The 23,700-nt window shown below is 29.3% G+C and carries 23 protein-coding genes; 20 read left to right on the top strand and 3 right to left on the bottom strand.

Going from position 1 to position 23,700, the window contains the following annotated elements; translation table 11 throughout:
* The first annotated feature begins 108 nt into the window (after positions 1-108).
* The 18 genes from ruvB (at position 109) to aspS (ending at position 20,391) form a co-directional block, all read left to right on the top strand.
* Positions 109-1,125: a Holliday junction branch migration DNA helicase RuvB gene (ruvB, locus tag ABCP60_RS09280; protein WP_092923749.1), complete on the top strand. Its 1,017-nt coding sequence runs from the start codon at positions 109-111 to the stop codon at positions 1,123-1,125.
* Positions 1,126-1,317: 192 nt separating this feature from the next.
* On the top strand, positions 1,318-2,343 hold the full coding sequence (gene queA / locus ABCP60_RS09275; RefSeq protein WP_343101651.1) for a tRNA preQ1(34) S-adenosylmethionine ribosyltransferase-isomerase QueA: 1,026 nt from the start codon (positions 1,318-1,320) through the stop codon (positions 2,341-2,343).
* A 10-nt stretch (positions 2,344-2,353) separates the two neighbouring features.
* Positions 2,354-2,851: a phosphate-starvation-inducible PsiE family protein gene (locus ABCP60_RS09270; protein ID WP_092923755.1), complete on the top strand. Its 498-nt coding sequence runs from the start codon at positions 2,354-2,356 to the stop codon at positions 2,849-2,851.
* Between the two features lie 28 nt (positions 2,852-2,879).
* Positions 2,880-4,001: a tRNA guanosine(34) transglycosylase Tgt gene (gene tgt, locus ABCP60_RS09265; protein WP_092923758.1), complete on the top strand. Its 1,122-nt coding sequence runs from the start codon at positions 2,880-2,882 to the stop codon at positions 3,999-4,001.
* A 183-nt stretch (positions 4,002-4,184) separates the two neighbouring features.
* Positions 4,185-4,463 carry a preprotein translocase subunit YajC gene (gene yajC, locus ABCP60_RS09260; protein ID WP_092923761.1) on the top strand — a complete coding sequence of 93 codons (279 nt, stop codon included), beginning with the start codon at positions 4,185-4,187 and terminating at the stop codon, positions 4,461-4,463.
* A gap of 66 nt (positions 4,464-4,529) precedes the next feature.
* On the top strand, positions 4,530-4,892 hold the full coding sequence (locus ABCP60_RS09255; RefSeq protein ID WP_092923764.1) for a TIGR04086 family membrane protein: 363 nt from the start codon (positions 4,530-4,532) through the stop codon (positions 4,890-4,892).
* Positions 4,893-4,956: 64 nt separating this feature from the next.
* Positions 4,957-5,100 (top strand): six-cysteine ranthipeptide SCIFF, encoded by a 144-nt coding sequence (scfA, locus tag ABCP60_RS09250; RefSeq protein ID WP_092923767.1) that lies wholly within the window; start codon positions 4,957-4,959, stop codon positions 5,098-5,100.
* Positions 5,101-5,344: 244 nt separating this feature from the next.
* Positions 5,345-6,718: a thioether cross-link-forming SCIFF peptide maturase gene (gene scfB / locus ABCP60_RS09245; RefSeq protein WP_166505987.1), complete on the top strand. Its 1,374-nt coding sequence runs from the start codon at positions 5,345-5,347 to the stop codon at positions 6,716-6,718.
* A gap of 1 nt (position 6,719) precedes the next feature.
* Positions 6,720-7,220: a gamma carbonic anhydrase family protein gene (locus ABCP60_RS09240; protein ID WP_092923773.1), complete on the top strand. Its 501-nt coding sequence runs from the start codon at positions 6,720-6,722 to the stop codon at positions 7,218-7,220.
* A 74-nt stretch (positions 7,221-7,294) separates the two neighbouring features.
* Positions 7,295-8,959, top strand: a complete 1,665-nt coding sequence (locus ABCP60_RS09235; RefSeq protein WP_092923776.1) for an AarF/ABC1/UbiB kinase family protein — start codon at positions 7,295-7,297, stop codon at positions 8,957-8,959.
* A gap of 13 nt (positions 8,960-8,972) precedes the next feature.
* Positions 8,973-11,480 (top strand): single-stranded-DNA-specific exonuclease RecJ, encoded by a 2,508-nt coding sequence (gene recJ, locus ABCP60_RS09230; RefSeq protein ID WP_343101650.1) that lies wholly within the window; start codon positions 8,973-8,975, stop codon positions 11,478-11,480.
* Between the two features lie 14 nt (positions 11,481-11,494).
* Complete coding sequence (locus tag ABCP60_RS09225) at positions 11,495-12,007, top strand: adenine phosphoribosyltransferase (RefSeq protein WP_343101649.1); 513 nt, start codon at positions 11,495-11,497, stop codon at positions 12,005-12,007.
* A gap of 192 nt (positions 12,008-12,199) precedes the next feature.
* On the top strand, positions 12,200-14,410 hold the full coding sequence (locus ABCP60_RS09220) for a bifunctional (p)ppGpp synthetase/guanosine-3',5'-bis(diphosphate) 3'-pyrophosphohydrolase (RefSeq protein WP_166505985.1): 2,211 nt from the start codon (positions 12,200-12,202) through the stop codon (positions 14,408-14,410).
* 11 nt (positions 14,411-14,421) lie between these two features.
* On the top strand, positions 14,422-14,871 hold the full coding sequence (gene dtd / locus ABCP60_RS09215; protein ID WP_092923788.1) for a D-aminoacyl-tRNA deacylase: 450 nt from the start codon (positions 14,422-14,424) through the stop codon (positions 14,869-14,871).
* A gap of 12 nt (positions 14,872-14,883) precedes the next feature.
* Positions 14,884-15,507 (top strand): MBL fold metallo-hydrolase, encoded by a 624-nt coding sequence (locus ABCP60_RS09210; protein ID WP_166505984.1) that lies wholly within the window; start codon positions 14,884-14,886, stop codon positions 15,505-15,507.
* Positions 15,508-15,637: 130 nt separating this feature from the next.
* A complete protein-coding gene (gene hemZ, locus ABCP60_RS09205; RefSeq protein ID WP_343101648.1) occupies positions 15,638-17,110 on the top strand; it encodes a coproporphyrinogen dehydrogenase HemZ in 1,473 nt (490 codons plus the stop codon).
* Positions 17,100-18,362, top strand: coding sequence for a histidine--tRNA ligase (hisS, locus tag ABCP60_RS09200; protein WP_092923797.1), 1,263 nt, complete (start codon positions 17,100-17,102; stop codon positions 18,360-18,362). Before hemZ ends, hisS begins: the two co-directional genes overlap by 11 nt.
* A gap of 244 nt (positions 18,363-18,606) precedes the next feature.
* On the top strand, positions 18,607-20,391 hold the full coding sequence (gene aspS, locus ABCP60_RS09195) for an aspartate--tRNA ligase (RefSeq protein WP_092923800.1): 1,785 nt from the start codon (positions 18,607-18,609) through the stop codon (positions 20,389-20,391).
* A gap of 131 nt (positions 20,392-20,522) precedes the next feature.
* Here the strand turns inward: aspS and ABCP60_RS09190 are convergent, their stop codons facing one another.
* The gene (locus ABCP60_RS09190) at positions 20,523-20,795 is read right to left on the bottom strand and encodes a hypothetical protein (RefSeq protein WP_092923802.1); all 273 of its coding nucleotides are present in this window, start codon (positions 20,793-20,795) and stop codon (positions 20,523-20,525) included.
* A gap of 303 nt (positions 20,796-21,098) precedes the next feature.
* Between ABCP60_RS09190 and ABCP60_RS09185 the strand changes: the two genes are divergently transcribed.
* Together ABCP60_RS09185 and ABCP60_RS09180 are read left to right on the top strand one after the other, a co-directional pair.
* A complete protein-coding gene (locus tag ABCP60_RS09185; protein WP_092923805.1) occupies positions 21,099-21,389 on the top strand; it encodes a metal-sensitive transcriptional regulator in 291 nt (96 codons plus the stop codon).
* A gap of 10 nt (positions 21,390-21,399) precedes the next feature.
* Complete coding sequence (locus ABCP60_RS09180) at positions 21,400-21,849, top strand: SoxR reducing system RseC family protein (RefSeq protein WP_343101647.1); 450 nt, start codon at positions 21,400-21,402, stop codon at positions 21,847-21,849.
* A 106-nt stretch (positions 21,850-21,955) separates the two neighbouring features.
* Here the strand turns inward: ABCP60_RS09180 and ABCP60_RS09175 are convergent, their stop codons facing one another.
* Positions 21,956-22,432, bottom strand: coding sequence for a threonine/serine exporter family protein (locus ABCP60_RS09175; RefSeq protein ID WP_092923811.1), 477 nt, complete (start codon positions 22,430-22,432; stop codon positions 21,956-21,958).
* Positions 22,432-23,220, bottom strand: coding sequence for a threonine/serine exporter family protein (locus ABCP60_RS09170; RefSeq protein ID WP_092923813.1), 789 nt, complete (start codon positions 23,218-23,220; stop codon positions 22,432-22,434). Before ABCP60_RS09170 ends, ABCP60_RS09175 begins: the two co-directional genes overlap by 1 nt.
* Positions 23,221-23,700: the final 480 nt, after the last annotated feature.

Genomic DNA, 23,700 nt, shown 5'->3' with positions numbered 1-23,700 from the left:
TATTGTATATTTACAAGGCTTTATATTAAATACTAAAAATTAAGTTGATTGAAGGAATTTAACTTAAATAAATTGTTTACAGACAATAAAATGTAAGGGGGTAGGATTATGTACGATTTTGAAGATGAAAACAGAATAATTACATCTACCATGAAAAATGAAGATGTAGATATAGAAAATAGCTTAAGACCAAAATCTCTAGATGATTATTTAGGTCAAGAAAAAGCTAAAGAACAGTTAAAAATATTTATAGAGGCTGCAAAGTCTAGAAATGAACAATTAGACCATGTACTATTATATGGACCTCCAGGATTAGGTAAGACAACTTTATCAAGTATAATAGCTAATGAAATGGGTGTTAATCTAAGAATAACATCAGGTCCTGCAATAGAAAGAGCAGGGGATTTAGCTGCAATACTAACTAACTTAAATGAAAATGACGTATTATTCATAGATGAAATACATCGTATAAATAGAAGTGTAGAAGAAGTATTATATCCTGCAATGGAAGATTTTTGTTTGGATATAATAATTGGAAAAGGTCCATCAGCTAGAAGTATAAGACTAGACCTTCCAAAATTTACACTAATAGGAGCTACAACTAGAGCTGGTATGCTTACAAATCCACTAAGAGATAGATTTGGAGTTATATCAAAACTAGATTATTACACTGTTGATGAATTAGCAAAAATAGTCATAAGATCAGCTGAAATATTAGGAGCTACTATAGAGGAAGGTGGTGCAATAGAAATAGCAAGACGTTCTAGAGGAACACCAAGAATAGCAAATAGACTTTTAAAAAGAGTAAGAGACTATGCACAAGTAAGAGCAGATGGAGATATAACTAACGAAGTTGCAGATAAGGCACTAGAACTTTTAGGCGTAGATAGTTTAGGTCTTGACTATGTAGACGAAAAGTTACTTATGACAATAATTGAAAAGTTTAAGGGTGGACCTGTAGGGCTAGATACATTAGCTGCATCAATAGGAGAAGATAGAAATACTATAGAAGATGTATATGAACCTTATTTATTACAATTAGGATTTTTAAATAGAGGGCCAAGGGGAAGGGTGGCAATGCCACTTGCCTATGAGCACCTAAAAATTCCTTACCCTACTAAATAAAGCTATTAAAAATAAAAACTAGGCTTTGTTTTAAAAAGAAATCTAGGGTAAAATAGAAAAGTAAAATAAAGACGAAATAAAAAATCATTAATTTATAGAGTTATAATAATGGCTAGGAATATGAATATAGAAAAAATATGATATTTTTGTTATTATGATAATTATATAAATTTTATGGAAAGGACGTTTAAATTGAAGACAAGTGATTTTTACTTTGACCTACCAGAAGAATTAATAGCGCAAGTACCTATAAAGGATAGATCAAGCTCAAAGCTTATGGTCTTAGATAGAGAAAGCGGAGAAATTGAGCATAAGATATTTAAAGATATAATAAATTATTTAAATCCAGGAGATTGCTTAGTTCTTAACAATACTAGAGTTATACCAGCTAGATTGATAGGAGAAAAACTTGATACTGGAGGAAAAATAGAATTTCTTTTACTTAAAAGAACAGAAGAGGATACTTGGCAAGCTCTAGTTAAGCCAGGTAAAAGAGCTAAGGTAGGAGCTAAATTCTCTTTTGGAAATGGAAAGCTAATAGGAGAAGTAGTGGGACTTGCTGAAGAGGGTTCTAGAATAATAAAGTTTTATTATGAAGGAATATTTGAAGAAGTTTTAGATGAACTAGGAAATATGCCACTTCCTCCATATATAACAGAAAGATTAGAAGAGAGAGAAAGATATCAAACTGTATATTCAAAACACAATGGTTCAGCGGCAGCACCAACAGCAGGGTTACACTTTACACAAGAGCTACTTAGTGAGATAAAAGCAAAAGGTGTAGATATAGCATTTGTTACTCTTCATGTTGGCCTTGGAACTTTTAGACCAGTAAAAGTAGAAGATGTATTAAATCATGAGATGCACTCTGAGTTTTATATGGTAGATAAAGAGGCAGCTGACAAAATAAATAAAGCAAAAGCTAATGGAAAGAAAGTTATATGTGTTGGAACTACTAGCTGTAGAACTGTAGAGTCTGCAAGTAGTGAAGATGGAGTTGTACAAGAGTCTAGTGGATGGACTAATATATTTATATACCCAGGATATAAGTTTAAGGTAGTAGATAGACTTATAACTAACTTCCACTTACCAGAGTCAACTTTAATAATGTTAGTAAGTGCTTTATGTGGAAAAGACAAAACATTAAATGCATATAATGTTGCAGTTGAAGAAAAATATAGATTCTTTAGTTTCGGAGATGCCATGATTATAAAATAGGGGGAATTTGATGAAAAATATAGATAAAAATAATTTATCTTTAAGAATAGCCTATGTTTTTGAATCAATTTTAGCAATGGTGGTTCTACTTGCTGTATTTTTAGGAACTATAGACGTTTTAAGAGTAATATGGACAGCCTATATAGTAGATTTTCATACACCGGTTGATTATGGTCAACTAAATGATATATTAGGACAGATTTTACTTTTAGTTATAGGGGTAGAGCTTGTAGTAATGTTATCACTTCATATTCCAGGTGCTCTTTTAGAGGTATTACTATATGCAATAGCTAGAAAAATGCTATTACTTCCAAAGAGTGAAGGTATGACAGAAGTATTATTAGGTGTTATAGCAATAGCAGGATTGTTTATTATTAGAAAATACTTAATAGCTAAGGATAACAGTACTATGAATATAACCAGTATTCACTATGAAGACTGTGAAGAAGGTCAAGAATGTGAAGAATGCGAAGCTTGTAGAGAAAGAATGAAGCAACACAACGTATAAAATGAATAGATAGTAAGGAGACAAAATTATGAGTGCAATAAGATATGAGCTTATAAAAACATGTAAGCAAAGTGGAGCTAGATTAGGAAGACTTCACACTCCACATGGGGTTATAGAAACACCTATATTTATGCCTGTTGGAACTCAAGCAACAGTAAAATCAATGACTCCAGAAGAGTTAAAAGAAATAGGATCTCAAATAATATTAAGTAACACATATCACTTATATATGAGACCAGGACATGAGTTAGTTAAGGAAGCTGGTGGGCTTCATAAGTTTATGAACTGGGATAAGCCAATACTTACAGATAGTGGAGGATTCCAAGTATTTAGTTTAGGGCCACTTAGAAAGATAACAGAAGAAGGTGTACATTTTAGATCTCATATAGATGGATCTAAACACTTTATAAGTCCTGAAAAAGCTATGGAAATACAAAATGCTCTAGGTTCAGATATAATGATGGCCTTTGATGAATGTGCTCCATATCCAGCGGATAGAGAGTATGTTAAAAACTCTTTAGAAAGAACTACAAGATGGTTAAAAAGATGTAAAGAAGCTCATAAAAACACTGAAAAACAAGCATTATTTGGTATAATTCAAGGTGGGATGTACAAAGATTTAAGAGAGCAATCTGCTAAAGAAATATTAGAATTAGATTTACCAGGATATGCAGTAGGTGGTCTAAGTGTTGGAGAGCCTAAAGAATTAATGTATGAAGTATTAGATTATACAGTACCTCTAATGCCAGAAGATAAGCCAAGATATCTAATGGGTGTTGGAAGTCCTGACGACTTATTAGAAGGTGTTATAAGAGGAATAGATATGTTTGACTGTGTTTTACCTACTCGTATAGCTAGAAACGGTACAGCTATGACTAGTGTTGGTAAAATAGTAGTTAGAAACGCAAAATATGCAAAAGACTTTACTCCATTAGATCCAAATTGTGATTGTTACTGCTGTAAGAATTATACTAGAGCATATATAAGACATCTTGTTAAGGCTAATGAAATATTAGCAGCAAGACTAATAACGACTCACAACTTACACTTCCTATTAAACTTAATGAAGCAAGTAAGACAAGCTATAATGGAAGATAGATTATTAGACTTTAAAGAAGAGTTCTTTAAGCAATACGGATACAAATTATAGAAATTGTACTATGAAATAAAGTATTTTTAATATATAATTATTAATGAAAAGGTAAACTCTTCCTATATTTTAGGGGTATAGTTTATATAAATACTAATTAAAAATAAATAGATTATCCAAGGAGGGTAATCTATAATATTTATAGTATTATAGAATTTAGTATAATAAAAAGGAGTGAAGGTAATGCCACAACAAATGATAATGGCTGTAGTTATGTGGGTAGCAGTATTTGCTGTATTCTACTTCCTATTAATAAGACCTCAAAAGAAAAAAGAAAAGCAATTAAAAGAAATGAGAGAAAACCTAAAAACAGGAGATAAGGTAACTACTATAGGTGGTATAATAGCTCATGTTGCAAAGGTTGAAGAAGATCATGTAGTATTAGAACTTGGACCAAACAGAAGTAAAGTTCCATTTGAAAAATGGGCTATAGGAACTGTTCAGCCACAAGATGAGAAATAATTAAATAATAGTAATTTAAATACCTTTCCTAGAATATATATATATTACTGAGGGGAGGTATTTTTTATGGAAAAAACAAATCATATCTTAAAAGGTCTTGGATATGCGTACATATTAACATTAGCTACTTTACTTATATATAATTTAATACTTACATTTACAGATATGTCAGGAAGCAGTATAGCTATGGCATCTTCAGTTATAACTACAGCATCTTCAGCGTTTGGGGGCTTTTATGCTACTAAACATATAAAAGAAAAGGGTCTTATATATGGATTATTGGTAGGTTTAGTTTATATAGTGTTTCTTATATTGTTAGTTTGTTTAGCTAAAGATCAATTTATGTTTGATATGGGTATGCTTTATAAGGCACTTTTAGTATCCTTATCTGGTGGTATTGGAGGGGTTTTGGGTGTAAACTTCAAATAGAAGTTTTACATAAATACATTTTGTGATATAATCAATAGGGAAATTTAACTAGGAGGTACTTAAAATGGAAAAGAAACATGTTAAAACTTTATCTCAAGCTACATTAAAGCAAAGTGCTGCTAAAGGTGGATGTGGAGAATGTCAAACTTCTTGTCAATCTGCTTGCAAAACTTCTTGTACAGTAGCAAACCAAGAGTGCGAAAGATAATAAGTTTAGGATAAACATAAAAAGTAAGGCGTCATAACTTATGACGTCTTATTTTAATTTTAATTAATGAGTGTGATTTAGCATAGATTATATACATAAATATTATTTTAGATATAAATTAAGCTAATTTTTTGAAGTATTGCCTATATTTTATTTAAGTTATATAATGAAGGATAGAGTTTAAATACAATGAGGAAAATTGTTGATATAGATGAATAAATAATAAAACTTGGGAGGACGCAAAATGAGTATGATACATAAGTTTTCAATGAACGGATATAATATAGTTTTAGATGTAAATGGTGGAGCTGTTCATGTTGTTGATGATGTAGCGTATAGATTATTAGATCATTACAAAGAAAATACAAAGGAAGAATTATTTAAGATTCTAGGTGAAGAATTCACTAAAGAGCAATTAGAAGAAGCATATGAAGAAATAGCTACTTTAGAATCAGAAGGTCTTTTATATACAGAAGATAGCTATGAATTACACCCAGCATTTGTTGATAGAAAGAAAGTTGTTAAGGCATTATGCTTACATGTTGCACATGATTGTAACTTAAAATGTAAATACTGCTTTGCAGCACAAGGTGACTTTGGTGGAGCTAAGGAAATGATGAGTTTTGAAGTTGGTAAAAAAGCAATAGATTACCTTATAGCTAACTCTGGAAACAGAAGAAACTTAGAGATAGATTTCTTTGGTGGAGAGCCATTAATGAACTTTGATGTAGTTAAGCAATTAGTTGAGTACGGAAGAAGTGTAGAAAAAGAACACAATAAAAATATAAGATTCACTATAACTACTAACGGTATATTACTAGATGATGAAAAGATAGAATATATAAACAAGAATATGCACAATGCAGTTTTAAGTTTAGATGGTAGAAAAGAAGTAAATGATAATATGAGACCAACTTTAAATGATAAAGGAAGTCATGACATAATATTACCAAAGTTTAAAAAACTTGTAGAAGGTAGAGATAAAGATAAGTACTACTACATAAGGGGTACTTTCACAAGAGAAAACTTAGACTTCTCTAAAGACGTTATGCATTTTGCTAACGAAGGATTTGCTCTTACATCTATAGAGCCTGTTGTAGATGCAGATGAAAATCCATATGCTCTTAAAGAGGAAGATTTACCAAGAGTATTTGAAGAATATGAAAACTTAGCAGTAAAATATGCTGATATGTTAAAATCAGGTAAAGATTTTAAATTCTTCCACTTTATAATAGACCTAAATCAAGGTCCATGTGTAATAAAGAGAGTAACAGGATGTGGAGCAGGAAATGAATATCTTGCTATAACTCCAAATGGAGATATGTATCCATGTCACCAATTCGTTGGAAATGAAGACTACAAACTATCTAACATAATGGAAGAAGAAATAGTATTCCCTAAAGAAGTTGTAAAGAGCTTTAGAGATGCTCACGTATACAGCAAAGAAGATTGTAAAAAATGTTGGAATAAATTCTACTGTTCAGGTGGATGTCATGCAAATGCAATAAACTTTAACAATGACATAATGAAGCCATATGAATTAGGATGCGAAATGCAAAAGAAACGTACAGAATGTTCAATAATGATACAAGCAAAATTAATGTTAGAAGGAGAATAAGATGATAAAAGGGTACAAAGGAATAGAACCTAATATTCATGAAAATGTGTTTGTAGCAGATAGTGCAGATATAATAGGTAATGTAACTATAGGAAAAAATGCTAACATATGGTATAACGTAGTTATAAGAGCAGATGAAAGTAGCATAACTATAGGAGAAAATACAAATATTCAAGATGGATGTGTAGTTCATATTTGTCATGATGCACCGACTATAATAGGAAACAATGTAACTATAGGACACAAAGCTCTTATACATGGATGTAAAATAGGAGATAATACATTAATAGGTATGGGGGCAATAGTGTTAGATGGTGCTAAAGTCGGAGAAAGTACACTACTTGCTGCTGGAAGCTTAGTACCTCCAGGTAAAGAAATACCATCAGGAGTACTTGCTATGGGTTCACCTGCAAAAGTAATAAGAGAACTAACACATGAAGAAAAAGAAAATCTTAAAAAATCAGCATTAAAATATGTAGAAACTGCAAATAATCATAAATAAGAAAACTAAAAGGGCAATTTTAATATTGCCCTTTTATTGTTTACTTAAGTCAATAAAAGATGGAGCTGATAAGAGTGAGAATAAGTTACAGAAATATAAAAAGATACAAAGAAATTATACGCATATTAATTAAATATGGGTTTTCTTATATAGTAGAAAAATTAAATATTGAAGGTGTAGCATATAAAATACCTATAACCAATCCATCTGAAGAAATAAAACAAATGTCTACGGGGGAAAAGATAAGACGAGCTTTTGAAGAGTTAGGACCTACTTATGTTAAGTTAGGACAAATCTTAAGTACTAGAAAAGATTTGTTAGACCAAGATATAATAGATGAATTATCTTTGCTTAGAGATAGTGTAGAACCTTTTGATACGGATATTGCTAAAGAGATATTTAAAGAAGAAATAGGTCTAGATATAGAAAAAGTATTTAATGAATTTAATCCTAATCCAATAGGGGCGGCATCTATTGGACAAGTATATGAAGCCAAGCTTCAAAATGGAGAAGATGTAATAATAAAGATACAAAGACCTAATATTGAAAGTAGGATAAAATCAGATTTAGAAATACTAAAGGGAATGGTTTTAGCATTTAAAGATTCAAATAAACATAGCTCTATAGACGTTATACAGATAATTGAAGAGTTTCAAACTCAATTAATGAGAGAGCTAGATTACAACTTTGAAGCTATAAATGCTATGAAGTTTAGGAAAATGTTTGAAAATAGTAGAGAAGTTTATATACCTAAAATCTATGGAGAATTTACTACAAAAAAAGTATTAGTAATGGAAAAAATTATAGGTATAAAACTAAATGATGCAGAGAAAATAAAGGAACTTAATTGGGACACAAAGATAATAAGTGATATAGGGATTAAGTCTTTATTTAAGCAAGTATTTGAGTATGGCTTTTTTCATGCTGACCCACACCCAGGCAATATTTTTGTGGTTAGTCAAAACACTATATCTTACATTGATTTTGGGATGGTAGGAATAGTAGATAGAAATACACTAAATGCTTTAAATGAAATTGCAGTAGCTCTGGTAGAGAAGAATGTAGATAGGGTAATATATATATTAACAGAGATGGATGTTATAAATAATGAAGTGGATATAATTGGGCTAAGACAAGATTTATTATATTTAATTCATTATTATTATGATGTTCCAATAGAAAAAATAAATATATCGGATATTATGAATGAAGTATTTAGATTCTTTAGAAGATATAAAGTATCAATACCATCACAGCTTTCTACACTTGCAAAAGCAGTAATAACCCTAGAAGGAACTGGAAGAGATTTAAATCCAAACTTCTCCGTGTCATCTATAGGTAAAGAATTTATGAAGCATTATTATATAAATAAATTTAATCCTCAAAATGCTTTCTTAAAGTCAAAACATATGACAGAAGAGATAATATCAGATATGAAAACTATACCTAAGCAAATGAGAGGTATACTTAGAAATATAGAAAAAAACAATATAAAAATTCAATTAGAAGACATAAAGTTTGCTTCACTAGAGGAAATAATGAGGGATCTAACTACACAAGTGTCTTTAAGTTTAGTATTAGCTGCTATAATAGTCGGTTCCTCACTTATAATTTCATCACCTAATATAACTAATAATATATGGATAAGGTTTACTGCATTAAGCGGTTTCTTTATATCATTTATAATAGGTATATTAATAGTAGTCAAAATTATAAGAATTCAATATAAAAAGAAATAGAGGGGGATAAGTTATGTTCAATAAAAAATGGACACTTAAACATACGGGAGATGTATGTGAAAGCGAATTAAGTAAAAAATTAAAAATTTCCCCGGAAATTAGTCAAATTTTAAAAAATAGGGAAATAAATAACGAAAAAGATGCAGAAATATTTATGAATCCATCATTAGAATATTTAAGAGACCCATTTTTAATGAAGGACATGGATAAAGCCGTAGATAGAATAAAAAAAGCTATAGACAATAAAGAGAGCATATGGATATATGGAGATTATGATGTAGATGGAGTATCTTCTACCTCAATATTATGTTTATATTTTGACTCTATTAACTATCCAGTTAATTATTACATACCAAATAGATTAGAAGAAGGATATGGCATAAATGAAGAAGCTATAAGACACATACATAATCAAGGATGTAACCTAATGATAAGTGTAGACTGTGGTATTACATCTGTAGAGGAAGTAAAAATAGCAAATGAATTAGGTATAGATGTTATAATAACAGACCATCATGAGTGTCAAAGTGAAATACCTAATGCTCTAGCTGTTATAAATTCAAAACAAGAAGATTGTAATTATCCTTTTGATATGCTTTGTGGATGCGGTGTTGCCTTTAAATTAATACAAGCACTTACTCCTAAAGAAGAATTTAAAAATAGTTTATATAAATATTTAGAAATAACAACCCTAGCTACTATATGTGATATAGTACCGCTAGTAGACGAAAATAGAATAATAGTAAAAAATGGTTTAACTCTTATGTCTAAGGGCAATAATATAGGCTTAAGGGAGCTTATAAAGGTTTGTGGAGTTGAAACAGAAAAAATAGGTTCATCTCATATAGGATTTTCTATAGGACCTAGAATAAATGCATCAGGTAGACTTGGATACTCAATGTTAGGTGTTGAATTATTTACTACAAAAGATACAGAAAAAGCTAAAGAAATAGCTATGTTATTAGAAGAGAAAAATAACGAAAGACAGTTAATAGAAGGAAAAATGTATCAAGAAGCAGAGGCTATAATAGAGGCTAATGAAAAGTACAAGACTGATAAAGTTTTAGTTATAGCTAATGAAGGGTGGCAACATGGAGTTATTGGTATAGTTGCATCAAAGCTTACAGAAAAATATTACAAGCCAACAATACTATTAACTATAGAAGATGGTGAAGCTAAAGGTTCAGCTAGATCTATAAAAGGGTTTAGTATATTTGATGCACTTGTAAGATGTAAAGATTTATTAAATAAGTTTGGTGGGCATGAACAAGCAGCAGGTTTATCTTTAGATAAAGAAAACATAGACAAGCTTTCTAATGAAGTTAATAAGTTTGCAGATTATGAACTTACTGAAGAAGACTTAATCGAAAATGTAAAAGCAGAACTTGAATTAAAAGAAGAATCTATAAGTTTAGAATTAGTAGAAGAACTTCATAAGCTAGAGCCATATGGATTAAATAACCCTAACCCTAGATTCATAGTAAGAGATGCAATACTTAAAAGTATAATAACTATGGGTAAAAATAAACAACATATAAAGTTTACTATAGAAAAAGAAAAGTCTTATGAATGTATAGGATTTAATATGGCATACCTTAAAGAAAGATATATGTCAGGAGATAAGGTAGATGTACTTTTTCAATTAGATGAAAATAATTTTATGGGAAGAAGAAGTATTCAGCTTTTATTAAAAGATATAAGAATGTCTTATCCTAAAAATAGTAGTACAAATGAAGATATTATTGAACTATTTTCAAAGACTATACCTAGTGAAAATTGCTTATACGATATAAAAGAAGTTGATAAAAATTCATTATATGAAAAATTTGGATTTGATAATATAGAAGAAATGATAAGTGGAAATAAAGATATTAATATATTTGATTACATAACTAAAGATACATTAGTTATAGCAAATACTATAAATGGGTTTTATAGAGCTATATCAGATATGTCATTAGTAGATGAAGGTATAATAGATGGATTTGACATAAACTACAACGAAATTATGTCAAATAGTGTTAAACTTCAGCTTATATTCTCTCCAAATATTGAAAAAATTAATATAAAAAGATATAATAATATTATTCTTTATGATTATTTGTATAATATGGGGGACTATTCTCATTTATACGAAAAAGCGAATAATGAGGCTATAATTATCAAATATTATAGTCAAACGGATTTACTATATCTAAACAATATTGTAAATAATTTAATTCCAGAAAGAGAAGAATTTATATACGTATATAAATTTATGCTTTCAAATAAAGAAATAAATGTTGATTTTAAGGATATAAAGAAGGTATTTAACATGATACCTTTAAAAGTATTTACAATATTAAAAGTGTTTAAAGAATTGTTACTATTAGATTTTGAGTTTGTATATGATAACTTACTAAATACAAAATCTATACATATAAAGTTATTACCAAAACCAGACAAAAAATTAAACTTAGATGAAAGTAAAATACTTAAAAACTTAAAAACTCTTAACGAGAAATACAGAGAAAGTTATTAGGAGGAGCAATTGTAATGGATTTAAAACAAAAGATAAGAGAAATCAAAGACTTCCCAAAAGAAGGAGTAAGTTTTAAGGATATAACTACATTAATGCAAGACGGAGAAGCTTTTAAATATGCTATAGACGAATTTATAAAAAATTTAAAAGATAAAAACATAGACATAGTAGTAGGACCTGAAGCGAGAGGATTCTTAACAGGAACTCCAGTTGCTTATGGAATGGGAGTTGGGTTTGTCCCAGTTAGAAAACCAGGAAAATTACCATATGAAACAGAAAGCTATCAGTACGGATTAGAATATGGTAGTGACACTTTACAAATACATAAAGATGCTATAAAGCCAAGACAAAGAGTAGCAATAGTTGATGACTTACTAGCTACTGGAGGAACTATGGAAGCTGCAGCGGCTCTAATAGAAAAATTAGGTGGAGAAGTTGTATCTATGCAATTCTTAATAGAATTAGAGTCCTTAAATGGAAGAGAAAAGCTATCTAAATACGATGTAAATTCTCTAATAAAATATTAATAAATTAGATTATTTTACAAAGGTGCTTAAAGGCATTACTAAAATAGTTGGTATTATACCAACTATTTTAGTATAAAGAATTAAAATGTTTACACAATAGGATTAAAAAGGTATTAAATTAATATAGGGTTTTGTTTCTTTGAGTAAATGAATGAGGCTTTATAAAATTACATATGTAAAATAGGTGGTATTATGCATGATAAGGAATTACAAGAATTAATAGAAAAAATAAAAGGTTATGCTCCAAATGCTGATATAGATTTAGTAAAAAAAGCTTATTATCTTGGTAAAAAAGCACATGAAGGTCAGTTTAGAAAGTCTGGTGAACCTTATTTCATTCATCCTCTAGCAGTTGCCAATATACTAGCAGACATGGAACTTGATATAGAAACTATAGCAGCAGGAATATTACATGACGTTGTTGAAGATACGGACTATACTTATGAAGATATAGAAAAAGAGTTTTCTCAAGAAATTGCCAATTTAGTGGACGGAGTAACTAAACTTGGACAAATTAAGTATCAATCAAAAGAAGAAACACAGGCAGAAAATCTAAGAAAAATGTTTATGGCTATGGCTAAGGATATAAGAGTTATACTTATAAAATTAGCAGATAGACTTCATAACATGAGAACTTTAAAATTTATGCCTCCAGAAAAAGCAAAATCAAAAGCAAAAGAAACACTTGAAATCTATGGGGGAATAGCAAATAGATTAGGTATTTCTAAGATAAAATGGGAATTAGAAGATTTAGCACTTAGATATATAGATCCAGATGGATACTATGAATTAGTTGAAAAAGTAGCTAAAAAAAGAAGCCAAAGGGAAGAGTATATAAAAAAAGTTTTAAGTATACTAGATGAAAAATTAAAATCTGTAAATATACCATACAATGTATATGGAAGACCTAAGCATTTTTATAGTATATACAGTAAGATGAAAAATAAAGACAAGGGATTTGAAGAAATTTACGATTTAACAGCAGTCAGAATAATAGTAGATAATGTTAAAGATTGTTATGCAGTACTTGGAATGGTACATACATTATGGAAGCCAATTCCAGGAAGATTTAAAGATTATATAGCAATGCCAAAACCTAATATGTATCAAAGTCTTCATACCACTGTTATAGGACCAGATGGAGAACCTGTAGAGATACAAATAAGAACAAAAGAAATGCATCAAATAGCTGAATACGGGATTGCAGCTCACTGGAAATATAAAGAAGGTAAAACTCAAGATACAAGACAAAATGTTGAAGAGAAACTTCAATGGTTAAGACAAATGATGGAGTGGGAAAAAGACTTAAAAGATCCTCAAGAGTTTTTAGATGCTCTTAAAGATGATGTATTTAGTAGTCAAGTTTATGTATTCACTCCAAGGGGGGACGTTATAGAACTTCCGGCAGGTGCAACTCCAATAGATTTTGCTTATAGAGTGCATACTAATGTAGGTAATAAATGCGTTGGAGCTAAGATAGACGGAAGAATAGTTCCTATTGATTATAAATTACAAAACGGAAATATAGTAGAAATATTAACTTCTTCAAATTCAAATGGACCAAGTAGAGACTGGATTAATATAGTAAAAACACCAAATGCTAAAAGTAGAATAAGACAGTGGTTTAAAAAGGAAAGAAGAGAAGAAAATATTGAACGTGGAAATTTAATACTTGAAAAAGAATTTAAAAAATATAATATACCAGCAAAAGAAGCTTGTATAGAAAAGTACCTAGGTCAAGTGGCTAAAAAATTCAATCAACAAACTGTAGAGGATTTAATAGCTACTATTGGTTATGGTGGAATAATGGCATCACAAGTTGTTCCAAAGGTAAGAGAATTATACGAAAAAGAAGTCAAAAAAACTAAAAAAGAACAAGAAGTAAATGCTGTAGAGGACTTAAAGAATCATAATTTAACAGATTCTGAATATAAGAAAAAGAGAAAGAATACATCTCAAGGAGTAACAGTAAAAGGACTTGATAATATATTAGTTAGATTTGCAAAATGTTGTAATCCACTTCCAGGTGATGAAATAGTAGGATATGTTACAAAAGGTAGAGGTGTAGCTGTTCATAGAAAAGACTGTCCTAATGCAAATGTAAATGGAGACTTCTTTAAAAATAGATTATTAGAAGTTGAATGGTGTAACTCGGAAAGTAGTAGATTTGAAGCAGAAATTCAAATAAAAGGTGTAGATAGAAAAGGTATAATTAATGATATAACTCATGCTGTAGCAGTTGAAAAAGTAGGATTTAATGGTATAAATGCCAGAAAAGGAAAAGAAGGTATTATAAATGTTAATCTACTTATTGAAGTTGATAATATAGATGAGCTAAATTTATTAATGAAAAAGATAAAATCTATACCAGGAATAGAAGATGTATATAGAGTAATAAACTAGGAGGAAGGACTATGAGAGCAGTTGTACAAAGAGTATCATCATCTAAAGTTACAGTAGGTGATCGTGTTACAGGCCAAATAAACAAGGGACTACTTGTTTTACTTGGAGTGACTCATGAAGATACATCAAAAGATGTTGATTACATGATAGATAAAATACTAAACCTAAGAATTTTTGAAGATGAAAATGAAAAAATGAACTTATCTCTTAAAGATGTAGGTGGAGAACTTTTAGTGGTTTCACAATTTACCTTATATGGTGATTGTAGAAAAGGAAAAAGACCAAGCTTTACAAATGCAGCAAGACCAGATGTTGCAACTAAACTTTATGAAGAGTTTGTACAAAAAGCAAAGAATAATGATATAGTAGTTGGAACTGGTGAGTTTGGTGCTCATATGATGGTAGATTTAACTAATGATGGACCAGTTACAATATTATTAGAGTCAAATAAAGCTTTCTAGGGGGATTTAAAAATGAAAATAGAAAAAATACTTGAACCAAGCTTTGGTGAAAATATGTATATATTAGTAGATGAAGAAACTAAAAAATGTGCAGTAGTAGACCCAGGTGGAGCAGAAGATAAGATATTAAATTATATAAAAAATAATGGTTTAACACTTGAGTATATATTATTAACTCATGGACATGGAGATCATATAGGTGCAGTAAAATCTATAAGAGAAAAGACAGGTGCTAAGGTAGTTGCACATACTGATGAAAAAGAGCTATTAAATGATAATAGAAAAAATTTAAGTTGTATGATGCCTCATTGCGGACCACAAGAATTAGATGCTGACATATATGTAAATGATAAAGAGAAATTAACATTAGGTAATTTAAAACTATCATTTATACATACACCAGGACATACAAAAGGTGGAATGTGTATAAGAGTCAATGATGATATGTTTACTGGAGATACTTTATTTGCAGGAAGTATAGGTAGAACAGATTTTATTGGAGGAAGTTATAAAGAGTTAGAAAAATCTCTTAAGAAATTATCAAAATATGAAAATGACGTTAAAATTCATCCAGGTCATGGACCAAGTTCTACTTTAGGAATAGAAAAGACGAGCAATCCATATATGAGCAGATAAAAAATAATTGCTCCAATAACTTATGGATAATATATAACTAAAGTTTTAAAAGATAGCTATATTAGCTATCTTTTAGGCATTTCAGTAACTTAAAGTAAATTTAACTATTATGTTAAGAAGGAGCAAGAAAATGATAGGTGTAGTTTTAAAAGGACATGATTATAAATACGAAGTAGCTGAATTAATAAAACTATTTACTACGGATTTTGAATTTGTAGAAAGAAAAAGCTTCGGAAGAATATTAACAAATACATTATTAAAATATAATGATACAATAATCGCTAAAACTGAATACTATGAAAATTATGATTTAAAGTATGAGTTTAGAGACCATATAAACATAAGTGGATTAAATGAACAAGAAATAAAAAAAGCTACAAAAGAAACTATAAAAAGAAGTATATTTAAAGTTTTAAAAAATAGATTAAACTCATATGTACCTTGGGGGATACTAACAGGTATAAGACCTGTTAAGATAGTACACACTCTATTAGATCAAGGTGTAGATGAAGAGTCTATAAGAAAAATATTAAAAGAAAAATACTATATAATGGATGAAAAAATAGACTTAAGCTTAGAAATTGCAAAGAGAGAAAGAATATTTATATATCCAATAGATAAAAATAAAATTTCTTTATATGTAGGTATACCATTTTGTCCAACAAGATGTTATTATTGTTCATTCCCAGCAAATCCATTAAAGCAATTTGGACATTTAAGAAAAGAATATGTAGATAAGCTTATTGAAGAAATAAAGGGACTTTCTAAAATATTAAAAGACACTAATAAAGAAATAGAAACACTATATATTGGCGGAGGAACTCCAACAGCTTTAGAAAAAGAAGAGTTAGATACTTTAATAACTGCTTTATTTAAAGAGTTAGATTTAAGTACAATAAAAGAATTTACAGTAGAAGCAGGAAGACCTGATACTATAACTAGAGAAAAATTAGAAGTTCTTAAAAAGCATAATGTAGATAGAATAAGTATAAATCCTCAAACTATGAATGATGAAACATTAGCTAAAATAGGTAGAGACCATACTGTAGCTGATATAGTAGATTGTTTTAATATGGCAAGAGCAATAGGATTTGATAATATAAATATGGATATCATATTAGGTCTTGTAGATGAAGATTTAGATATGGTTAGAAAAACTTTAGAAGAAATCAAAAAACTTTCACCAGAAAGTTTAACAGTACATACATTAGCTGTAAAAAGAGCATCTAATCTAAAAGAAAATCTAGATAAATACGAACTTACAAGATATGAAGAAATGATAAAAATGATAGATTTATCAATGGAATATGCTCGTGATATGGGACTTAATCCATATTATATGTACCGTCAAAAGCATATGTTAGGAAATCTAGAAAACATAGGATATGCTAAAGAAGGTTATGAATGTATATATAACATTCAAATAATGGAAGAAAAGCAAAGTAACTATGCAGTAGGTGCTGGATCTATATCAAAATTTGTATATGTTGATGAAGATAGAATAGAAAGAGTTGACAATGTTAAAAATGTAGAGCAATATATAGACAGAGTTGATGAAATGATAGAAAGAAAGAGAAAGGAGATATACAAAAATGTTAACTAAAGCTCCAAGAGGAACTAAGGACATAACTCCAAAAGATGCTTACAAATGGAATTATGTTGAAAATAAATTTAGAGAGGTATGTGCATTATTTGGATACGAAGAAATGAGAACTCCAATATTTGAACATACAGAATTATTCAAAAGAAGTGTTGGAGATACAACTGACATAGTACAAAAGGAAATGTATTCTTTTGAAGATAAAGGTAAAAGAGATATAACTTTAAAGCCAGAGGGAACTGCTGGTGTAGTTAGAGCATTTATAGAAAATAAATTATATGCGGAAACTCAACCAACAAAGTTATTTTATATGACACCTTGTTTTAGATATGAAAGACCACAAGCAGGAAGACAAAGACAATTCCACCAATTTGGAATAGAAGCTTTAGGAAGTGACAAACCATCATTAGATGCAGAAGTAATAGCTTTAGCTGTTCAATTTTTCAATGAAGTTGGTCTTAAAGATTTAGTGGTTAGCATAAACTCTGTTGGATGTCCAACTTGTAGAGCTAAATACAACGAAATACTAAAAGCATACTTAGATTCAAAAGCAGATGTATTATGCGAAACTTGCTTAGAAAGAAAAGATAAAAACCCAATGAGAGTTATAGACTGTAAGAATCCTACATGTCAAGAAAACTTACAAGATGTACCTTTTATGGTAGATCACTTATGTGATGATTGTAGAGAACACTTTGCAAAAGTACAAGAGTACTTAAGTGAAATGGAAATAAACTATGTAGTTGACAAAAAAATTGTTAGAGGACTTGATTACTACAAGAAAACTGCTTTTGAGATAATATCAAATGATATTGGTGCTCAAAGTACAGTTTGTGGTGGAGGAAGATACGACGGACTAGTAGAACAAATTGGAGGACCTAAAGGAGTTAGTGGTATAGGATTTGGTCTAGGAGTTGAAAGATTATTATTAACTTTAGAAAATAATAATATAGAAATCGAAAATCCACATGCTATGGATATATTCATAGTAACAATAGGAGATAAAGCTAAAACTAAGAGCTTTAAAATATTAAAAGATTTAAGAAGTGAACATATAAGTGCTGAAAATGACCACTTAGATAGAAGCGTTAAGGCACAATTTAAGTACTCAGATAAAATAAATGCAAAATTCACTATAGTTATAGGTGATGATGAGCTAGAAAATGATAGTGCTACACTTAAGAATATGGCTACATCAGAGCAAACTACTATAAAACTAAGTGATATAGTTAAAGAATTAAAGGAAAGATTATAATTTATAAATTACTATACAATTTTAAATATAATTTATGATATATCATAAATTATAGAAAGCCAATTTTAAATGGACAAGTAAATTGCAGTAATGATAAAATATTAAATTATAATAAGTCTTATACAAAAGGTCTTAAAGAAAGACTTTTGAAGCACATATACAAAGATTATATATCAATAATTTTTAAATAAATATAGTTTATTATGTGCTATAGGAAATTTAAAGAAAGCCTGGAGGGTAAATAATGGAAACTCTAAACGGATTAAAGAGAACTCACTATTGTGGGGACTTAAGAGAAAACAATATAAATGAAGAAGTTGTCCTTATGGGATGGGTTCAAAAGAAAAGAAACTTAGGTGGATTAGTATTTGTTGACTTAAGAGATAGAAGTGGATTATGCCAAATAATATTTGATACTGACGTTAATGCTGAAGCTTTTGCTAAGGCTGAAAAGTTAGGTTCTGAATATGTTATAGCTGTTAAGGGAAAAGTTTGTGAAAGATCATCTAAAAACCCTAACATGCCAACTGGTGATATAGAAGTATTTGCTACTGAACTTAGAATACTTAATGAATCTCAAACACCACCAATATATATAAAAGATGATGATAATGTATCAGAAGAATTAAGACTTAAGTATAGATACTTAGATTTAAGAAAGCCATCTATGCAAAAGACTTTAATGTTAAGAAGTAAGGTTGCAAATATAGTAAGAAACTACTTAACAGAAAATAACTTCTGTGAAATAGAAACACCTTTCTTAATAAAGCCAACTCCAGAAGGTGCTAGAGATTATCTTGTACCAAGTAGAGTTAATGAAGGTAAATTCTATGCTTTACCACAATCACCACAATTATTCAAACAATTATTAATGGTAAGTGGTATGGATAGATACTTCCAAATAGTTAAGTGCTTTAGAGATGAAGACTTAAGAGCAGACAGACAACCTGAGTTTACTCAAATAGACTGTGAAATGTCTTTTGTTGAACAAGAAGATGTTATGGCAATAATGGAAAAAATGGTGCAAACTATATTTAAAGAAATATTAAATGTAGATGTAGCATTACCACTTCCAGTTATGACATATGCTGAAGCTATGGAAAGATACGGAAGTGATAAGCCTGATACTAGATTTGGATACGAATTAACTAATATATCTGATTTAGTAGAAAACTGTGGATTTGGAGTATTTGCTAATGCTACTAAAGATGGAATGAGCGTTAGAGGTATAAATGTTGAAGGTAAATCTGATGAAATAAGTAAAAAGCAATTAAGTAAAATAGAAGACCATGCTAAGACTTACAGAGCTAAAGGTCTTGCTTGGATGAGAATAGGAGCTAACAGAGAGGTTACTTCTCCAATAGCTAAGTTCTTCACAGAAGAAGAATTAACAGCTATACTTGACAGAATGAATGCTAAAGAAGGCGACTTATTATTATTCGTTGCTGATAAAAACTCTGTAGTATTTGATGCATTAGGTCAAGTTAGACTTGAAGTTGCTAGAAGACTTAACTTATTAGACAACAATGAATACAAAATGTTATGGGTAACTGAATTCCCTGTATTTGAAGAAGATGAAGAAACTGGAAGAATGGTAGCTAAACATCATCCATTCACTTCTCCAATGGATGAAGATATAGAAAAGCTTGAAGGAGATGACAAAGCATCTTTAAGAGCTAAGGCTTACGATATAGTTATAAACGGATACGAAGTTGGTGGAGGAAGTGTTAGAATATTTAACGCTGACGTTCAACAAAAAATGTTTAAAGCATTAGGATTTACTGAAGAAGAAGCTAGAGAGAAATTTGGATTCTTATTAGATGCATTTAAGTATGGAACTCCTCCTCATGCAGGAATTGCATTTGGACTTGATAGATTAGTTATGATACTTGCAGGAACTACTAACATAAAAGATGTTATAGCATTCCCTAAAAACCAAAGTGCAGTATGTCCAATGACTAATGCTCCAGCAGTAGCTGAAGAAGCGCAATTAAAAGAATTAAATATAAAAGTTGAAATAAACAAGTAATATACAAATTTTGTATATTATAGCAAAGAAAGTGCCTCAAGATAGATTATTAAGAGGCACTTTCTTTATTTATTTATTTTTGAGCAAGGTATAAACCTAGTGGATACATAAAAATTATAATTTAAGTTTGACTATTTAATATTATTTTGAGAATAGTACTTGCTTACAAGCATCTTTTCTCCACCTTCAACGGATCTTTCTCCACCCGCATAAGGTTTAGTACCCTCCATGTTATATGCTTTATCTCCAGATAATAAATTTTTAGCATGATCATCTAAAGTATCTTGTGAATATTTATTAGTTGTTTTATTATCTGAGCTATCGTAATAATCAAGTTCAGATGAAACTTCCATTCTTAAGTTATTTAAAGCTTTTTTAGCATTTGATTTAGAATTAGTATCCATATTAGAATCTCCTTTAAAAGTAATCTATTAATATAATCAACATAATAAGCTAAAACTATACTTAAAAGAGTAAAATAGTATTATAATTAAGATATAAATATGAAAAATATTTAGAATTTAATAATTATATTATATAATATAATTACTAATCATTATTAAAAACTATTTATTTTGTAATTAAAAATGATTAGTAGGCTATATTTTCTAAAAAATTCGTATAAAGTATTAGATAGTTTGAATTAAATTCACATCGAAAAAATAAAAATAAGCTATAATATATATATCAATAAAAGAGGTGAACATATGGAAAGAAAATTAGCTGAGTCAAATGATAAAGAAGCTCTTATAAAAAGACTTAAAAGAATAGAGGGACAAGTTAAAGGTATTCAAAATATGATAGAAGAAGAAAGGTATTGTGTAGATATATTGGTCCAAATATCGGCAATTAGATCTGCTATAAACAAAGTGGGTACAATAGTGCTTGAAAATCATATAAAAGGATGTGTTTCTCACACCATAAAAAGCGGTAATGAAGAAGTTACAGAAGATGTTATAAATGAATTAATGGGTACTATAACTAAGTTTACAAAATAGGGGTGGTTTTGTGGAACAACAAGGGTATATAATAGAGATTTTAGATAAAAATACTGCTAAGCTAAAAATGCAAAGGCATTCTGCTTGTGCAGCTTGTGGAAAATGTGTTACTAGTTCAGAATCAAAAGACATAGTGGTAGAAGTTGATAATAACATAGGTGCTAAAGTTGGAGATAGGGTAAAAGTAAATATGGATGGTGTAAATGTATTAAAAGCAGCCTTTTTAGTATATCTTGCTCCATTAGCAGGTCTTTTGATTGGAACAATAGCTACATATTTTATACTAAATAGCATAAGTATGACAAGTAGTATAGAAGTTATAAGTTTTATAGTGGGTATTACTACTATGATGATTGTTTTTTTTATACTTAAAAAAAGAGATAAAAAATTTAGAGAGAGCAGAGAGTATATACCTATAATTACGGATATAGTATCAAGTGGAAAAGATATTTCTTTATAGTATATAGTCAATCATGCTCATATATTAATAAAAAGGCTATGAATATAGAATTAAACTCTATTTTCATAGCTTTTTTATAAAGATTTTATAATTAAAATCTAATCAATTATTTATTAACCTTTTGAATTAATGCTGCCATTTTCTTTAGTTTGAATATATTTATAGTTCTAACAAAAGAAGTCATAACTAATATTCCAAGTGCTATAGCGGCCCCAGAAAATAATACATCTGTACCAACTGATACAGCCATATCATAATCTCTTTGAACTAGATAAAGCATAGTATTATACATTCCAAGTCCAGGAACTAAAGGTATTATACCTGGTATTACAAATAATATTGCAGGATGTTTTAATTTCCTAGCAAGCATTTCACTTATAAAAGCAACAATTAGAGTAGCTATGAAGTTTGAAATTATTGCATTAGAAGTAATTCCCATTAAATAATAATACATTGTCCACCCTATACCTCCAGTAATTCCTGCTGGAACTAGTGTAGATATAGGTCCATTTAAAAATACAGCAAATCCAACAGTAGAAAATGCTGAAAATATAAAATGCCAAACTAAACTCATATCAGTCATTAGAATGCACCTCCAAACTTAAGCCATAAATCTAGAACAAGACCAACACCACAAGCTATAGAAATAGCAGTTAAGCCTGCATCAAAAGCACGTGCTACTCCTGAAATTAAATCCCCTGCAATTAAATCACGTATACCTTTTATAAAAGATACTCCAGGAAGTAGTGGCATTATAGAACCAACTATTAGGGTTTTAGGTGTTGCTAAGAAACCAAGTTCTGTTATTAAAACCCCAGTTAAAGCTATAAATACTGAAGCTATTAAACTAGAAAAGGCTGGTATATTACTTATCTTCATAATTTTTTTATAACATATAACTGCTAGTATAGATATTATAGTTGTAAATATGAAATTAATTAAATTATTACCCCCAACAACACAAGCAAAAGAAGCAGATGCTAAACCTGTGGCTATGTAAACTAATTTAGGCGGATGTTCAGGAGTCTCCCCAAGAACTTTAAGCTCTGCTAAAGCATCTTTTATAGGCATATCCTTTGCATTAACAAACTCTCTAGAAAAATTATTAAGTAGAGAAATTTTGTTTAAGTTTATTCCACGGTTTCTAATCGTTTTCATGAAGGATAAACCATCAAATCTATCATCTGATATGATGATAGCGGTAGGAGTTGCAAATACGCTAATATGATTAAAACCCCTCGACTTACAAACTCTAATAACGCTATCCTCTACACGATAAGTTTCAGCCCCATTTATTAGCATAAGTTCACCAAGAAATAAAGCTAACCTAAGTACGTCTTTTTTGTATTCTTGATTGCTGTCGTTATACATAAAATTCCCTCCTAACTAACCTATTATAAGCATTATAACATCTTTTTTGACATATGTTTACAAAACTATAGTTAAATATATGAATTTAAAATAAAGCTTTAAATTTATACATTATATAGATTAAATAATAATAATTATTATATCTATTTTGTCAAAATACTCATCTTTTATTTATATTAAAAAACTTATAGAATTTAAAAATACAAATAAAAATATTTTTAAAAAATTTTATTAATACATAATATAATAAAAATAACCTAAATCTAGATTATTACTTGCTTTTTATAAAAAATATTGATACAAAATATTGAGAAAAAATGAAAAAAATAAAAAAGTTTAAAAAAAGTGTTGACCATATAAAAATAAGATGATATAGTAGTACTTGTCCAAGAGAGGACAGTAAGAACTTTGAAAATTAAACAGTAGGTTAATTTATATAACTGATTCTTAAAGAATCGAAAACAAACCAAGCCAGATATT

Source organism: Romboutsia sp. MSSM.1001216sp_RTP31141st1_G3_RTP31141_220114 (assembly GCF_039031195.1).
GTDB classification, from domain to species: domain Bacteria; phylum Bacillota; class Clostridia; order Peptostreptococcales; family Peptostreptococcaceae; genus Romboutsia_C; species Romboutsia_C hominis.
Note: the sequence above shows the minus strand (reverse complement) of the source record. Positions and strands in the feature narration are given on the sequence as shown.

What these genes read in the sequence shown, in the direction of transcription:
- ruvB (WP_092923749.1), top strand. Translation starts at nt 109, where the DNA reads ATGTACGATTTTGAAGATGAAAACAGAATAATTACATCTACCATGAAA.
- ABCP60_RS09270 (WP_092923755.1), top strand. Translation starts at nt 2,354, where the DNA reads ATGAAAAATATAGATAAAAATAATTTATCTTTAAGAATAGCCTATGTT.
- tgt (WP_092923758.1), top strand. Translation starts at nt 2,880, where the DNA reads ATGAGTGCAATAAGATATGAGCTTATAAAAACATGTAAGCAAAGTGGA.
- yajC (WP_092923761.1), top strand. Translation starts at nt 4,185, where the DNA reads ATGCCACAACAAATGATAATGGCTGTAGTTATGTGGGTAGCAGTATTT.
- ABCP60_RS09255 (WP_092923764.1), top strand. Translation starts at nt 4,530, where the DNA reads ATGGAAAAAACAAATCATATCTTAAAAGGTCTTGGATATGCGTACATA.
- scfA (WP_092923767.1), top strand. Translation starts at nt 4,957, where the DNA reads ATGGAAAAGAAACATGTTAAAACTTTATCTCAAGCTACATTAAAGCAA.
- scfB (WP_166505987.1), top strand. Translation starts at nt 5,345, where the DNA reads ATGAGTATGATACATAAGTTTTCAATGAACGGATATAATATAGTTTTA.
- ABCP60_RS09240 (WP_092923773.1), top strand. Translation starts at nt 6,720, where the DNA reads ATGATAAAAGGGTACAAAGGAATAGAACCTAATATTCATGAAAATGTG.
- recJ (WP_343101650.1), top strand. Translation starts at nt 8,973, where the DNA reads ATGTTCAATAAAAAATGGACACTTAAACATACGGGAGATGTATGTGAA.
- ABCP60_RS09225 (WP_343101649.1), top strand. Translation starts at nt 11,495, where the DNA reads ATGGATTTAAAACAAAAGATAAGAGAAATCAAAGACTTCCCAAAAGAA.
- ABCP60_RS09220 (WP_166505985.1), top strand. Translation starts at nt 12,200, where the DNA reads ATGCATGATAAGGAATTACAAGAATTAATAGAAAAAATAAAAGGTTAT.
- dtd (WP_092923788.1), top strand. Translation starts at nt 14,422, where the DNA reads ATGAGAGCAGTTGTACAAAGAGTATCATCATCTAAAGTTACAGTAGGT.
- ABCP60_RS09210 (WP_166505984.1), top strand. Translation starts at nt 14,884, where the DNA reads ATGAAAATAGAAAAAATACTTGAACCAAGCTTTGGTGAAAATATGTAT.
- hemZ (WP_343101648.1), top strand. Translation starts at nt 15,638, where the DNA reads ATGATAGGTGTAGTTTTAAAAGGACATGATTATAAATACGAAGTAGCT.
- hisS (WP_092923797.1), top strand. Translation starts at nt 17,100, where the DNA reads ATGTTAACTAAAGCTCCAAGAGGAACTAAGGACATAACTCCAAAAGAT.
- aspS (WP_092923800.1), top strand. Translation starts at nt 18,607, where the DNA reads ATGGAAACTCTAAACGGATTAAAGAGAACTCACTATTGTGGGGACTTA.
- ABCP60_RS09190 (WP_092923802.1), bottom strand. Translation starts at nt 20,795, where the DNA reads ATGGATACTAATTCTAAATCAAATGCTAAAAAAGCTTTAAATAACTTA.
- ABCP60_RS09185 (WP_092923805.1), top strand. Translation starts at nt 21,099, where the DNA reads ATGGAAAGAAAATTAGCTGAGTCAAATGATAAAGAAGCTCTTATAAAA.
- ABCP60_RS09175 (WP_092923811.1), bottom strand. Translation starts at nt 22,432, where the DNA reads ATGACTGATATGAGTTTAGTTTGGCATTTTATATTTTCAGCATTTTCT.
- ABCP60_RS09170 (WP_092923813.1), bottom strand. Translation starts at nt 23,220, where the DNA reads ATGTATAACGACAGCAATCAAGAATACAAAAAAGACGTACTTAGGTTA.